At 39.6% G+C, this 14,235-nt stretch carries 21 protein-coding genes; all 21 read right to left on the bottom strand.

Annotation, left to right across the window (positions count from 1 at the left end; all coding sequences use genetic code 11):
* Positions 1-165 precede the first annotated feature (165 nt).
* Complete coding sequence (locus RTJ53_RS08585) at positions 166-708, bottom strand: hypothetical protein (protein ID WP_312276616.1); 543 nt, start codon at positions 706-708, stop codon at positions 166-168.
* An 11-nt stretch (positions 709-719) separates the two neighbouring features.
* Complete coding sequence (locus tag RTJ53_RS08580) at positions 720-923, bottom strand: hypothetical protein (protein WP_312276615.1); 204 nt, start codon at positions 921-923, stop codon at positions 720-722.
* A gap of 245 nt (positions 924-1,168) precedes the next feature.
* Positions 1,169-1,462: a hypothetical protein gene (locus tag RTJ53_RS08575; RefSeq protein ID WP_312276614.1), complete on the bottom strand. Its 294-nt coding sequence runs from the start codon at positions 1,460-1,462 to the stop codon at positions 1,169-1,171.
* Positions 1,463-1,552: 90 nt separating this feature from the next.
* A complete protein-coding gene (locus tag RTJ53_RS08570) occupies positions 1,553-2,056 on the bottom strand; it encodes a hypothetical protein (RefSeq protein ID WP_128681997.1) in 504 nt (167 codons plus the stop codon).
* 221 nt (positions 2,057-2,277) lie between these two features.
* On the bottom strand, positions 2,278-2,979 hold the full coding sequence (locus tag RTJ53_RS08565; protein ID WP_312276613.1) for a hypothetical protein: 702 nt from the start codon (positions 2,977-2,979) through the stop codon (positions 2,278-2,280).
* A 183-nt stretch (positions 2,980-3,162) separates the two neighbouring features.
* Positions 3,163-3,642, bottom strand: coding sequence for a hypothetical protein (locus RTJ53_RS08560; RefSeq protein ID WP_128682001.1), 480 nt, complete (start codon positions 3,640-3,642; stop codon positions 3,163-3,165).
* 34 nt (positions 3,643-3,676) lie between these two features.
* Positions 3,677-4,270, bottom strand: coding sequence for a hypothetical protein (locus RTJ53_RS08555; RefSeq protein ID WP_138018227.1), 594 nt, complete (start codon positions 4,268-4,270; stop codon positions 3,677-3,679).
* A 236-nt stretch (positions 4,271-4,506) separates the two neighbouring features.
* Positions 4,507-4,878: a hypothetical protein gene (locus RTJ53_RS08550; protein WP_312276612.1), complete on the bottom strand. Its 372-nt coding sequence runs from the start codon at positions 4,876-4,878 to the stop codon at positions 4,507-4,509.
* A gap of 25 nt (positions 4,879-4,903) precedes the next feature.
* Positions 4,904-5,290, bottom strand: coding sequence for a hypothetical protein (locus RTJ53_RS08545; RefSeq protein WP_312276611.1), 387 nt, complete (start codon positions 5,288-5,290; stop codon positions 4,904-4,906).
* A 71-nt stretch (positions 5,291-5,361) separates the two neighbouring features.
* Entirely contained in the window at positions 5,362-5,904 is a 543-nt protein-coding gene (locus RTJ53_RS08540; RefSeq protein WP_312276610.1) for a hypothetical protein, read from the bottom strand.
* 255 nt (positions 5,905-6,159) lie between these two features.
* Positions 6,160-6,660, bottom strand: coding sequence for a hypothetical protein (locus RTJ53_RS08535; protein WP_312276609.1), 501 nt, complete (start codon positions 6,658-6,660; stop codon positions 6,160-6,162).
* Positions 6,661-6,701: 41 nt separating this feature from the next.
* Positions 6,702-7,040, bottom strand: coding sequence for a hypothetical protein (locus RTJ53_RS08530; protein WP_312276608.1), 339 nt, complete (start codon positions 7,038-7,040; stop codon positions 6,702-6,704).
* A gap of 348 nt (positions 7,041-7,388) precedes the next feature.
* On the bottom strand, positions 7,389-7,595 hold the full coding sequence (locus RTJ53_RS08525; RefSeq protein ID WP_312276607.1) for a hypothetical protein: 207 nt from the start codon (positions 7,593-7,595) through the stop codon (positions 7,389-7,391).
* 237 nt (positions 7,596-7,832) lie between these two features.
* Positions 7,833-8,966 (bottom strand): RNA-guided endonuclease InsQ/TnpB family protein, encoded by a 1,134-nt coding sequence (locus RTJ53_RS08520; protein ID WP_312276606.1) that lies wholly within the window; start codon positions 8,964-8,966, stop codon positions 7,833-7,835.
* A 301-nt stretch (positions 8,967-9,267) separates the two neighbouring features.
* The gene (locus RTJ53_RS08515) at positions 9,268-9,969 is read right to left on the bottom strand and encodes a hypothetical protein (RefSeq protein ID WP_312276605.1); all 702 of its coding nucleotides are present in this window, start codon (positions 9,967-9,969) and stop codon (positions 9,268-9,270) included.
* A gap of 233 nt (positions 9,970-10,202) precedes the next feature.
* Complete coding sequence (locus RTJ53_RS08510; RefSeq protein ID WP_312276604.1) at positions 10,203-10,748, bottom strand: hypothetical protein; 546 nt, start codon at positions 10,746-10,748, stop codon at positions 10,203-10,205.
* A 240-nt stretch (positions 10,749-10,988) separates the two neighbouring features.
* Positions 10,989-11,648, bottom strand: coding sequence for a hypothetical protein (locus tag RTJ53_RS08505; protein WP_312276603.1), 660 nt, complete (start codon positions 11,646-11,648; stop codon positions 10,989-10,991).
* A gap of 37 nt (positions 11,649-11,685) precedes the next feature.
* A complete protein-coding gene (locus RTJ53_RS08500; RefSeq protein WP_312276602.1) occupies positions 11,686-12,108 on the bottom strand; it encodes a hypothetical protein in 423 nt (140 codons plus the stop codon).
* A gap of 643 nt (positions 12,109-12,751) precedes the next feature.
* Positions 12,752-13,135, bottom strand: a complete 384-nt coding sequence (locus RTJ53_RS08495; RefSeq protein WP_312276601.1) for a hypothetical protein — start codon at positions 13,133-13,135, stop codon at positions 12,752-12,754.
* Positions 13,136-13,145: 10 nt separating this feature from the next.
* Complete coding sequence (locus tag RTJ53_RS08490) at positions 13,146-13,499, bottom strand: beta barrel domain-containing protein (protein WP_312276600.1); 354 nt, start codon at positions 13,497-13,499, stop codon at positions 13,146-13,148.
* Positions 13,492-14,064 (bottom strand): hypothetical protein, encoded by a 573-nt coding sequence (locus RTJ53_RS08485; RefSeq protein WP_312276599.1) that lies wholly within the window; start codon positions 14,062-14,064, stop codon positions 13,492-13,494. Before RTJ53_RS08485 ends, RTJ53_RS08490 begins: the two co-directional genes overlap by 8 nt.
* Positions 14,065-14,235: the final 171 nt, after the last annotated feature.

Raw genomic sequence — 14,235 nt, 5'->3', positions numbered from 1 at the left:
TTTTTAAGAAATTTGGATAACACCGCTGCGACTTTTATAACAATAATTTGACTAATTAAAACGGCTGCATAAAAAAACCATCACGAAGGATGGCTCTCTAATTTGTAAGGTAGTATAAAAATTATGGCTGACTTTTAAGCCCTGCAATTTTTCATCTAATGTAATTTACCGCTTAAGAATGAAGCCATTAAAATCGTACTCATATTCATAAGAATAATTGTGTTCAAAAGCTTCATAACAGACTCGGCTCTCATAATCTTCTTCAATGCAATAACATAAGCTATCAACGAATAGATGATAGTCACCATTTTGGATCAGGTAGTTAAGGTCAGATATAACGATACCTATAATACCGTAACCTTGCATTAGGCTATCATTCTCAATATCCAGTAATACACTTTTTGCAAATGCTATTGCAGTTTTATCAGTTGGGGTGTTAGTAATCGAAATATTAAAATCACAATCTTCACCAGTCGAAGTTAAACTAACTATTAAACCATGCTGACCTAAAATCTCTAGCAAACGATTTAATTCGGTGATGAAGTCATACCCATGCTTGGTAATAATTTCCTTACGCCAGTTTTGATAAGCTTGTGCTTGAGCAGACGAACTTAAATCAATAAAGTTATAAGTTTTTGATTGGTGGTTGGGTTGAGTATTTGACATGATTGTCTCTTGGCCTTCCTGATAATCAGTTTGGGTATTCACAATAGCTCTCCTTAAACTTCGGCAAGCAGTTGGTTATATTCCATCACTGCCATCTTGATAGTGGGTGCAGCAGCCTTGTAATCTTTGGCAGGTTGTAGGCGCATTGCTTTGGCATGTTCTACCGCCGCGTTATAATCAGCCATTCGGCAAACATCACGCCAGTTACGTTGCTTACCGATTTTAAATTTTATCTGATACTTAAATGAGTGAGACATTTTTAACTCCAGTAACGTTGAGTACGTTCACCAAGGCCCTACTGCCTTTGCTTGATTTCATTGTAAGTGCTAACACTAAATTTCATTAGCTATTCAGGTATCGTTGTCGATCGCTAAGTGCTTAACCACTACACTAACGGCTTACTGTTTTCTTTTTCCTCAATTAAAATTAAGTTATCGGTTATTCTTCAACCTCAGGTATAAAAAACCCTAGTCAAGTAACTAGGGTCTGTTGAAATATTTGATTAACGAAAATTTGCACCATGCCAGGTACACTCATTAGGACTATTTTTTTTGCAATCAAAAATATACGTCTTTTTGCCATTGGTCACAGCAACCTTTCCATAGTAGTTAACGCTAGAGGTAACATACCGGTCAAAATTTGAACGTTCAATATCTAGGATTTTTGATTTCTCCTTGGGATTGCTTGGCATGGTATAGGCTGTGATTTTTTCCCCTGGGGTACAAGTGCCTGTCACCAAAATAGCATTCGCATTAAATGCACTAAGCGCAAGTAAAGTGATAAAGATTTTTTTCATGAGGTTTCCTTTCAAATTTTTAAGGGTTCTTGGCATCTATCATGCCAGCTCAACGCCCAACGTCAAACTTGCCATTGGGCTTTAAAATTTTTACTTGGTGAAGCTTGTTCTAAAGGCTTCTAAAATTGCTTGGTATATTCCAAGCTCTTTATGCTCATTGATATCGCGAACTATGATTTGCTCAAGCTCGGACTGATAAAATTTCATCGGGGTAACATTATCTGTCATAAGATGATTGACCTTACTAGAATCAATTTCCGTTGCCTTCTCAAAATCAAGATAGATATGTGACTCGTCATCCGATGGTAATTTTCTGACCAGTAACGGTTCACTTGAAGCAAAGATATCATTAACTTTACCCATGTCATGAAATTCAACATTGGGTACATCAATTTGTAAAAAGGCATCGAGGCTTACTTCAACATTCTTAGCTGTTATCAACTCGACACATAAATTACGACGCAGGGTAACTTTCTCAAAGTTGGTTGCATCTTTTTTAAAGCAGGTTGTTAGCTTGGTGAAGTTTGAGACATACACCTTTTGAATATTCGATGTGTTTGAAATGTTTTCAACAATTTTAGATAAGTCTGACATCGGGTTGCTCCAGTTTGTTTGAGTTATGAATGTTTAACGTGATAGGGTCATTATAGAAACCAGCAATTTAAAAAGCTTGCACTACAAACCATCGTGCCAGCGGCAACCGACTTAATCAGGTATGATTTACTTTTTTCCTTTTATTGTTTAGTAGCTATGCCCTGCTCGAGGCTTTAAAAACCCCATCATTTGACAGGGTGATTTTGGCTGGCATGATGATATTAAGTGTTCACGGCTTCAACAAGTTTCTTAAGATTAAATTCCATTTGAAAATTTAACATGAATAAATCGTCTGAGTCGCAAACTTCATAAGTGAGCAAAACAAGTGGGTCATTAAATTCTGAGTAACCTCTATCATTTAAAATGGCCAGCGTCGCTGAGGTAAAGTTAAACCATTCATCCGTAAAGGCTTGGTCAAGGTTGTCATTATCCCATGAGAAATCAACATCAAATAAATCTAGGGTAAGATTAGCTAGGTACTTGCCATCTTTGCTAAAAGCTTTTCTTTTGGCAATGAACGCATCAACGTCTGCGGCATTATTAAAACCCATGAACGCTAAGTTGTCACGAAGCACAGTTTTAAATGCGGCAAGCTGTTCAGGGGTTTGATGAATAACCATGTCAGTTGGCAAGTCATCAAACGAAGTCTGACTCTCAAAATTTGGCAAAGGTTTAAAAAAACTTGATAGATTGACAAGCGGCAGTTCTGTCTGTTGGTCAATGAATTGCTGAACGGTAGCCGCTGGCGTGGTAAATACTTCATCATCAAATAATTTACCTTCAATAAAATTAACCTCACCATCAAATTTGATATTGTTTGATACGATGGTATTAACGGCGTAAAAAGCAAACGCTGTACCTTGAGTGGCAGCCGTTAAAAATGCGGTTTGGGCATTGGTGAAACCTAAAACTAATTTATCCATAATAGTTCCCTAGTTGTTGTCATTGAAACTGATAAACCCATTCTAGGCGGTCATGGGTTTTTATCCCATTAAACTAGGCATAGTTAACAACGCTGTTGTGGTTATGTTTTGCCGCTTTACTATTTTCCTTTATTTACCTGCTCTATATTGTGGGCCGAGTCCTCCAAACTCAGACTTTGCTCTCTACTCGCTTTGATAAAATTCAATTTGGGCATCAGCCAACATCGCCGGCTCACGCCACGCATTTATTTCAGATTGAATTTGTGTTGCCCAATCTTTTAACAAGGTTTGGTCAAGTTCTGAGACAATGACATCATGGTCACTATCAAACCCTTTGAGTCCGCCGTGACCGGTGTGCATGAATGTTCTCATGGTCTCGTCGATATCAAGATGAAAGCTGGCAAGGTCTGTGTCATCACGCAATACCAAACTTGCCAATGGCTTATTGTTTTGTAGCAAGTCATTGAGCTGCTCTGCGCTGACCAATAAGGTGACAAGCTGATTAATACCCATCATACCCTTGTCACTTTGGCGATACAGACTTAATACCGCATCAATCGTTATCTCGCCTTCCGGCAAGACGGACTTATCTAAAAATAGGATTTCCCGATTAACTGGTTGGCTCATTAACGTTGCTAAGTCGTTTTGGTTAAATTGGGACATAGTGTACCTCGTACTGGCGTGATAAGAGTGTGGATTACCATAAGCGTTGCAGTATAAAGACAAAGCTTGGGCGTGAATGTGTTGCTGGGTTGGCAAAGCCACCGGTAACGTCTGATAAATTGATGTAGGTCTTGCCATCCATCTTGTCATCAAAATTAAAAACAACTTGGTATTTGTCTTGCAGTAGGTTTAAATTGTCGATATCCGCAGCTGGCAACATGTCAATACGTTTACCGATTAAATTATTTAGACTTAAGATTTCCAAATAAGAAAAGCCATACTTATCCAGTAGATGCAGAGTGCTGGCTGTCATGTTGAGCTGACGGCTTTTAATTTTCTCCAGCAAGTTTTTGTTTTTATCACAATGCCATTGTCTTTGTGAAAACATCGGGATAGCTGTCTTTACCTCATACTCAAAGTTCAGCTCTTTGGCATGCTCAAGGGACTTGGTATAAAAGTTACCCACCCGGTAAAACTCAATAGCCTTCTTATGATTGACTGGCTTTGCTCGATAAAATGAAAAGCTAAACGTCTGACTATTGATGGCGGTGGTTTTGCAACCTGCCAGCATTGGGTCAAGTTCTGCTGGCGTGGTGGCAACAAGTGGGTGAGATTGTAATAAAGACATTGTGTAACTCCAGTTAGATTGAGTTGGGTTTATTTTATAGCGTACCTGAGCCTCGAGCATGCGCTATGGGAAATAGTGGCCAGCACATTGTGGTTATATTGGATCGCTCTACTATTTTCTTTTAACTGCATTTAAAGATTATCGCGCTTGAGCGACCAACAATACTGACAAATTCCTGACAACTGATTGCTATAAAAAAAGCCATCAAAATTGACGGCTTTATTGTTTGGATTTGGCTAGATGCCACAGATTTGTTCGCGCATCTGAGAATAGCACTGGAGGATATCGTCGTGGTTATCTTCTTCCTTAAGCAGATGACTATTAAAAATTACCGTGCTATTTTGGCGTTGGTCTGCAAGCAACACCACTTCATCACGCCCATCAATCTGAGTATTTTTGACGCGGTATAATAAATCACTACCAAGGTGCTTAAAACAAATGGCATCATTTGCCACTTTCGAGACTTCAAAACAGCCAATATCAACATCATGAAACACGCATAGATGGCTATGGTCTTGTGGTACTTGGATAGCTTGTGAAATATCCATCTGACAGAAACTTTGGAAAAATTTTCTTAGTAATGGCGTTGCAATACGGTGTGGAATCATAAAAACCTCTCGACAATTTAATAGGTTAGATAAAACAAGTTTGGTTACTTGAGCAGTACAGCACATCCTTGCCACTTGGCTTTGCTTCGCTTAAGCCAGTTTTGTGGTAAAAATAAGGCTTTTTAAAAGGGTTGTAGCTGATATCGTTTCCATCAGTCGTGATGGCTTGAGCATCAAAATTGACCACCAAGCCACAGGCGAAGGCGTGAACATTGCGCTGTTTATCCCGGATGGCGCGTTGACGGCTTGCTTCGCTGACTTTAAAAAATACGTCACGTAAAGTCACATAGTCAGTGTGACACACCACTTTTCCATTCTGCTGAATCGACATCATGCCATTGTTTAAGTTTTTATAGACGCGCACAGGCTTGCTTAAATCTAATGTACGATTTTTATAGAATTGGACGCTCATATCTGACCACCTTATAAAGATTAAAGATTTGGGTTAGCTAGGCAACCTTCCATACCTAGCTTCAATGCTGTTTAGATGGCTTGGTAACTAGGTAGCATTTCGGAATCTGCCCAGTTAAGCCATGCGGCTAAAAAGCCTTGCTGTGTTTGAAAGTTCTCAAGCTTGGGTTCGTTGTCAAGCACTGGTGCAAGCGACATCACGCCTTTACAACATGAGTAGATACGCGATAGTGACAGCGAATTTTGCTCACATTGCTCAAGGCGCGATTGGTCAAAATAAGTACCGTATTTGTTCATCACGTCATCACTAAGTAGCCATGATGCAAGCTTGCTATCTTCGTATGGCGAATCTTCATCGTCTAAGTTATCAAAGAATTTGATCGTTTTATCTATGATAGAAAATGATTGGTAAACACCCAATTTTTCATCGCACTTAGCAGATAGATACAATGACAAGTCGTTTTCCAGGGCAACAATGAGATTTTCAGCTGTTGACTGTAGGATTCTTGGCTTATCATTGGCTATTGCATACTCGTTCCATAACTTGATGCGTTTGCGTCTAGTAATGTTTTCAAGTTGGACGGTTAATTCCGTCATTAAAGCGAAATTAAGCATGGTGTAAACTCCAGTGTGTCTGAGTTGAAGATAAGCAAACTATTCTTGCTTGGTATGGGTTCATTATAGGGTGATGTCGGGCAGTGTTATAGCAGTTCAGGCTAGGCTGCAAGCGGCTTCGCCCTTAGCTATTGACCAGTTTACTGTTTTCTTTTTACTGATAATCCGATTACCTGTTGACCAGTTAAACGGTGATTTTGGGCATAAAAAAAGCTGGCAAGTTTGCCAGCCAATCCCAATCGTGATAGCTATCCTTTAATCAGTGAAACTTTCGATAAACGCAGTATGTATTCGTTGATACATGGAGCCATTCTTGCTGGCATTAATATCGTCGATAATATTGCTCACAAGTAATAGTGCGATATCCTCCATTGGATAAGTGTCATCTATCATTTCAAAGCTAAAGTCCTCAATCGTCATGTTTTGGGCATCATCAAAATTAAACAAAATTGGCTGAATTGGTTGGCTATAAGGGGCAAACGCTAAATCAGGCAGACTTTCCTTAAACTGTTGATTTAAGTTGCCAATATCATTTATCGCCACATTATTAAAAGGTTGTTTCAGGCAAATATGCGTTAATACCTCGACGCCGTTAGCAGTAACTAGGGTTAAATCCAGCCAGCGGTAAGCGTCCACCTGAGCTGATTGCGAATCGTTTGCGACGGTCAAGCCAAATTTACTGTACTTAGGAATCGAGATAGATTTTACCGTGCTGGTGGAACTGATATTTTCGATGATATTGGCTAAAGAAGGCATAAAAATACTCCAGTGTGATTGAGTGAACTATATGGGTGGGGCTATGCGCCCTCACCTTCATTGATGGTTGAAATGACTGCTTTAAAATCGCTAAGACGAGTAATTTCTTCATCGTTCATGTATAGATGGCTATCTAAACAATTTGCATAGTACGATACAGTGATGGCATCACCATAAACCAATGATACTTTTTGATTAATCTGTCGATAAACCGCCTCAATAAATGTGTTTGAAGGACTTGGCAGGTTTTCGTAATCAAACTCTCTTAAAACTTCCCAGGCTTGGCTTTCAACTTCTTCGATGTCAATTCCCAATGACTCAGCAATTTTGACATGCTGGGTAAATCTTTCATTTGTGTCTGCATAAAAATCAATACGCATGATGTCTCCTATGGGTATGCTGCTTATGATGACTTCATTATAGGCGGTGCAGGTTTGACGATATAGCGTCTTAGGCGAGCTGGCGGCCGTCTTGTGGCTTGACGTTCTGACTGTTTACTGTTTTCTGTTGGCAGGTTTTATGATTGTTTAGATTGTGGCACCGACGCGCCTCGACACTAAAGTTGACAGCGATTGCAAATATGATAGACTTTAAAATATGCAGTAAGTCCTATCCAGTGGGGAGCTAACCACTCCTAAATTTACCGCATAAAAAAGCCCTCTTTAATATAAAGAGGGCTTTTTCTATTGAACTTATATACAGAATGTTTGGAAGGGGAACTTGACCAATTAGCCGATGACCTTATTATCAAGCCATCGACAGAACACTTTGCGGTTGTGGCTATCTAGGTAAGCATAATACGATAAAACGTTTTTGTGAGCTTCTGCCTGGTAGTGTTGATGTGGGATATCGGGAAATACCTCTTTGGCAATAGCCGTTACTGTCATACCAACATTAATAGCGGCTAGTTTGGTTACGATATCTTGAGTTTTCATGCTGTTTCTCCTGCTGTGTTGTCGTTGTCGATGTCTTATTATGGCATTCACACCCACGAGAATTAAGCATATCAAGCGAGGCTGTCGGCCGCTTGGGGCTTGATCCCCCGCTATTTTTACTATTTTCTTTTTGAAAATATTGAATGATGATTTGAGCGACTGACGATGGCTATCAATAATGATAATTCGACTTTGGGCAGGTTTCTAAAAGTGGTCATTTTTGACTTCCTCCCCTTGCTAAAGCAAGGGGATTCCTACAGCTAGACGGTCAAGCCCGACCGCAAGAATGTTCTTAGCAGCATTGATATCTCTATCATGCCGTATGCCACACTTAGCACAAGTCCATTCTCTTATTCTCAGACCTGCTCTACCTTTCGGACTACTGGAAGTATCGCCACAGCACGAGCAAGTTTGGGTAGTGTATCGCTCTGATACGATTTCAAAACGGCAACCTGCGTTCTCGCATTTGTAGGTCAGTTGTCGTTTAAGTTCAAACCAACCGGCATCGTAAACCGATTTAGCTAGTTTCATACGTTTCTTTGGTTTGTTTTTATCTTTTTTACGTGGCTGAATGATAGCGGTTGTCTGCACATCACCCACCACGATTAGGGCATTATCTTTGACTAATTGGGTAGTGAATTTATGAATTAAGTCTTGGCGTGTGTGTTTGATTTTAGCGTGAATCGCTTTGACACGTTGCTTGTTATTGGCACGTTGGGCGGTGGCTAACGCTTTGGCATATTTTAGGGTCTGCTTAATGGTGAGTTTATCACCGTTTGAGGCGGTGGCACTGTCTTTTAAACCTAAATCAATACCTACTCTACCAATTCCACATTGCTGTTTTGGGTAGTCTTTAACGGTAATACAGGCATACCAACGGTTACGGCTGTCTTGCACGATTTCTAGTGTGTTGATTTGATACAGCGATAGATTGTAGCTGTCCCATAGGTCGATGACTAGCTTTTGCCCTTTGGCTAGGGATAGTTGCAGGGTTGATTTTAAGCCCTTTTTACCTGTGACATGGGTGGCAATGTGTTTAATAGCCGATTGTTTAAACGGTAGCCACCCTAATGATTTACGCTTAGAGTTTGAGTGGTTAGTGCGCCAGTTAAGTTTGGTTTTTTTGAATTGGCGACGCGATTTGGCGTGGGTTTCGTTGATGGCTTGGATGGTCTGACTGTGTAAGCCTAGCAGTTCACCACTACCTTTGGTGTATTCGTTTAGGTCGTAGGCACTAAAGAATTTGCCAGTTTTTTGTAGGTGCTTGTAACTCAAGTCATTAATGTAATTCCATACGAAATTGACCGCACCGCTTAGGCGGTTTAGTTGGTCTGTGTGTTTATCTCGTATGCGTAGCTTGAGTGTTTTCATCGGAATTAGTGTGGCAAGTTATGTTTAAGGTTTCAAGGTGCTAGGTTGGCTATACGTCATTATGCGTCGTGTTGTTTGCCTTATATCCACCGCCTAAAGGCGGTGGTTTTACGGCAAGCGGTGATAAAAAATCCCTACTAGATAAGGGATTTTTTTGAGTGTTATTGATTGATAATACTAAAATTTTATAGCCTACCCCCTTATTTAGTAGCCAATTTAATCTCCAATTTATTATTCAAATATCAAACGCTGGTATAAACCGTTTGAGGCTGGCTTGATGACAGCAAGCCAGCCTGTTTGGTTACTTAAATACCGCCTCAACCAATGTACCCATGCCGGTATAAATCTCGACATACGATTTGCCATTAAAATCACGCGCATCGACCGATAGGGTCACATTCACCGCAAAGTCTTTCATATCACTGAAATGGAAATAATATTCACTGGTGTCAATATGCAGTGATACGTTGGTACGGTAACGAAATTCGACCACTTCAACGTGTTCGCCATTTTCAACTTCACTGTCTAATTCAAAATTGCTATTGTCTAAGCTAAAGCTCATACGTCCAAGACGTGCATAAGAGTTGTTGGCTTGACGGACGCGCTCAGAAAAGGCGCGGTAATCGTCAAGTGAGTGAATGCCAAGCAATACTGATAGCACCTGTTTAATCTCATTTTTTAGCGTGGCGACCTGCTCGGATGATAAAGTAATCATCAAGGTATCAGGCATCACGGCACCAAATTCATCTTGGTTGTCGTATAAGTCCACCAAAGTCAATTTTTCACCATAGTTTTTTACAGCCTTTTCGATGATAAAGGTTGGCAAATTGTCCTCTAGGTAATCAGCTGGCAAGATGAAACCCTTATCATTCTTATCAAGACCATAGGCATCATCAAGTGCAAGCAAACCTAGACCTGTTTTGTTGTTCATCGCTTCGATTAGACGTTCCGCTGGTGCGTCAGATAGGCTATACGCAGGGGATTTTGGGGTTGAATTAGTCATGATTTTTACTCCAGTTAATTTGAGTAGTGAGTGAAAAAAAGATAACCATACTTGCTTGGTATGGGTTCATTATAGGGTGGGCAAATTTAAGGGGACAGCGGTTTAGGTCAGGCTGCAAGCGGCTTTGGACTTACTCCCCTATTAATTTACTGTTTTCTTTTGGTTAGCCATTAATCCGCTTGCGAAAAAAAACCGCCTAAGATTTTGGCGGTTCTTAATGCTGGGTGGGTTTGTTAATCAGTCAGGCTAAAAAATGCGTTTGAGGCGCGTTTGGCTGCTAAGACTTCATCAGGCGTCCCATGTTCGATAATTTTGTCGATATTGCCATAAAACCAGTTACGCAGTGCGTGATATTTATCCGCGTAAAATTCATTCCATTTGGTATTTTTGTGCTGAAAGTGATAGATACATAGCTGATTTAAGGCGTATAACGTCCCCACAATGCCTAACATCACGCCATCAATGTTTTCATCGCTATAATTGCCATAATTATGAGCTAGGTAACTTTTTTCAGGGTTAGCATAAAATAAAATGACGTCATCTATCACAGCAAACGGTAGAATTTGCATCCCATAACTATTATCTTCGGCAAATTCTTCTGAAATGTCAGACATTAAATCTTGCACAGTTGCAATAAAGCGCATACCTTCGTTGATGTCTTGGTCAAATAATGGAAAGAACGCTGCTGGGGACTTGTTAACATCAATCTGCCCTTTTTTAACCATATCTAGCAGGGTGTTTGGTGTGGTAACAGCTTCGGCGAAAACGGTATCGGTCATAACAAAACTCCAGTAACTTTGAGTGAAAGATTAACCAAGTATTTCTTGCTTGGTATGGGTTCATTATAGGGGGCTTGATGCTGGCAGGATATTAGTTTGGGCATGTTGGACCGTCGCATGTTGCTTATACCCACTACGATTTACTGTTTTCTTTTGGTTTAGATTTAAGGGTTGTCGGCGACAAAAAAACCGATAAGTTGTCGTTATCGGTTTGTTAAATGATGGAATAAAGCAAATAGTCTATTTTGGCGATTTTAAGTCTTTACACATATTTTTAGATATTCCTAAATTATTTACAATGTAGGCTTTTCTAACCTCCAAGGCGTCAGCTAATAATGGCTTTAAATCTTTCTCCAGGTCTTTTTTTGAACTATATATACCTCTTAAATAGCTTCCGTCAAAGAAAGAATTTTCATAATATTTGTTTATAAATTTTTGAAACTCAGCCTCATTATTGGAGTAACCACATAAATCATAGGGTGCTAGATCATTAACCTTTTTTTGAATTGATCCATTCAGATAGCTATCTTCGTTAAATAAAACCCTCATTTTATACGGAGCCTCATTGAAGGCATATTTAGTAACGGCGAGGCCTGGCGTGTAAGGAGCTGGTAGAGAGGCAGTTGCAGCGGCAGCTGCGGCTGCATCATATACACGGTTCTCCGGTCGAGCTTCTTGTGTCGATTCCTGTTTTCTTGGCATGGTATTTTTTTGGGGAATTTTTTTAAATTCCTTCCACTTTGGCGATATAGGTGAACCGTCTTTATTAACAACATTTGTCAATAAAACTTGACCAGTAGAATCTTTGAAAACAGTCATAGATGCAGCCTGTGCAAAGCTTGAATTAAAGCCGACCAGTAATAAAGCAATATTAATTAAAGTAAAATTTCTAAGGCGCATATTAAATGTTTCCCTGCAATAAAGTCGATATGAAAAATTAGTATTCTCTTTCTAAGCCTTCCAATTTCTTACACATATCACGTCCAATGCCATTATGCACTAAGCGTTGCTTTTCATCTTTAACTAGCCGGTCTAATTTATCATAAAGAGCATTAGCTACATTTTCACGACTTCCGTATTTATTGATCAGTTTTCTATCATACTCAGTGGTTACAAGATTATAGTAATAATAACTGGTATTATTTAAGTCGCCTGAACCATTGTAATCACCGCACAAATGGTAAGGTGCATAACTTTTAGCCGCTTTAATTAAAGCCTTTTCCATTTGTTCATCATTATTGACGCCTTTTGAGTCATTCTCGCTAATATAGTATTTTTCTTCATCCCATGTAGAGTTAACCTCTGCATGACTGTGGATGGCCAATAAACTATATACAAGACACAATACAAGCTTTTTCATTTTTCCCTCGATATTACTGACCTATTTATTGATATGACTTATCTCTAACAATCATTTATACCCTTAGACTATATAAAAGATAAAACGTTTCTTCATTCATCTTTGGATAAAGCTATCAATCCCATTACTAACATTATAAGAGAAGGAATAATGAAAAAAGCCCACCCGATACCGAATCTTATCGGCACGTCTTGAAGTAACTCATCAGTGGTATTCAATTTCCATAAGTATATTGTAGAGAAAATATATAAGAGGAACGTTGAGCTAAGAGTAAACAACCATTTGTATTTTTGGGTTACAGCAATAATCACAGTAAAAACTGGCATTAAAATAAGACTACTAATGAATATAGGGTCGTATTTAACTTTGCTGTTGTCGGTTAGCATATTGAAGGCAGATAAGCTTAATTCAAAATCCTCTTGAACCCCTTGGCCAAAGACGGACGACATCGGTATATGCGCTTTCATAATGCTCAAAGGAAGAAAAAAGCCTATAGCAAATATGATCGGTAGGATAAACAATATCGTCTGTTTAGTTCGCATAATCAGTGGTTCTTTTGAAAATATTTAATCAAGCTCATGTTAACATACTCATAAAAATGCTGTCTTAGAAATTAGTTATATATTATATGGCTTTTCTCAAGTTAGCCTAGGCTTGGCATATCCTTAAAAAAATCATAGCGACGATAACGCTCGTCCTCGCATAACCAAAAAATAAATTTCTCACGGTCATGACCGGATAAGGGTGATTTGACTTCTTCAAGTGCGCTAAAGGTCACTACCCTGCCAAACTTATCGTACCAATAACTATCACGTCTATTGAAATGATCATGTGTGACGGCGTTATAGAGAGCCTTATACGTTGTATTCTTAAACGATTGCACTATTTCATCTTCATCAAACTTACGAACCTGGGCTAACTTATTTTCAGCGGCAAAATCGTTATAGGCGGTCAGCACCAAACTTGATGTATCATTACCACTGTTTAACTGATTGGCCACTTGGGTGAATTGTGCGTGAGATACCATGATAGCTTCCTTATTCTTCATCATTTAAAATTGCCAAGATTTTGACTGCTTTTTCGTAGGTCAGTTTTTTGCGTTTAGCCAATTCATAAGAGCAAAACGCGTCACGACATTCCGCAATTACGGCTAATTGTTGTTGATAGGCTTGGTAATCCGCTTCACTATCCCACAGTGTCGGTGTACCTGAACCTTCTGAGACAACCGATAGCGTATCTAAATCAATTTTGCCGCGGACACCAAAGTAGGCGAATTTTCTGCCCACTTTATTAATCGTAATGAGTTGGGGCTTAGCAGTTTTTAAGTGGGCTGGTACCAAAAAAAGCGTGGTACCAACCTTAATAGTCTCCCGATTAAAATTTTTAAGCATATTTTTTACCTGCTAGGCCAATGTAATCAGTTAATGGTAATTGCATTGTTACTACTACCGTTTGTGTGTCTGTGGAAGTCACGCCATGACGCTCGCATAGCGGATAAAATGTGGCTTTGATAGCCTCTTGCGCCTTTTCATCATCGCTGGTATAAATATGGCAATCTAGTCCTTCGCTATCAGCACTCACCCACTGGTCAACCGTTTGTGTCCCCGGCGCTAAGCAAGCCTCTAACTGTTTTTCTAGCCACACCAGTAGTTTAGCCATACCATCGACATACGCGTGAAGTTGTTTGGCCATATCCGCCAGGTCATCAGTCATCACCACATGCCAGCCACCAAAATCAATCGAGTCGTTTTTGCAGTAAAGTTTTACATGGTCTTTTTGAGAAACGCTAAAGGTATAACAGCGCCGGTAGCAAACAGAATCTCCATTACTAAGCGGATATAGGCACCCCACTACCTCATGGCTTTGCTTGCCAGTTTTAACGTTAATGGGATGAATCGGTTGCCAGCCCATAGAAATTAATAAGCGAACGAATTGCTGATTTTGAGGTAGGTTCATAATGATGACTCCAGTAACTTTAAGTGCAGTAGTGAATGAGCTGTTTGGCTCGGTATAAGTTGATTATAGATAGTCACCTCATCCCAACCAACCAAAACGGCACTGGTGGCCGCTGGCACGATGCTTAATACGACATGATTTACTATTTTCTTTTATTAAAATACGCATAAA

Origin of the sequence: Moraxella sp. CTOTU46711 (assembly GCF_031975715.1) — a bacterium.
GTDB lineage: Bacteria > Pseudomonadota > Gammaproteobacteria > Pseudomonadales > Moraxellaceae > Faucicola.
The sequence above is the reverse complement of the archived record's forward strand: the minus strand, read 5'-3'. Positions and strand labels throughout refer to the sequence as shown.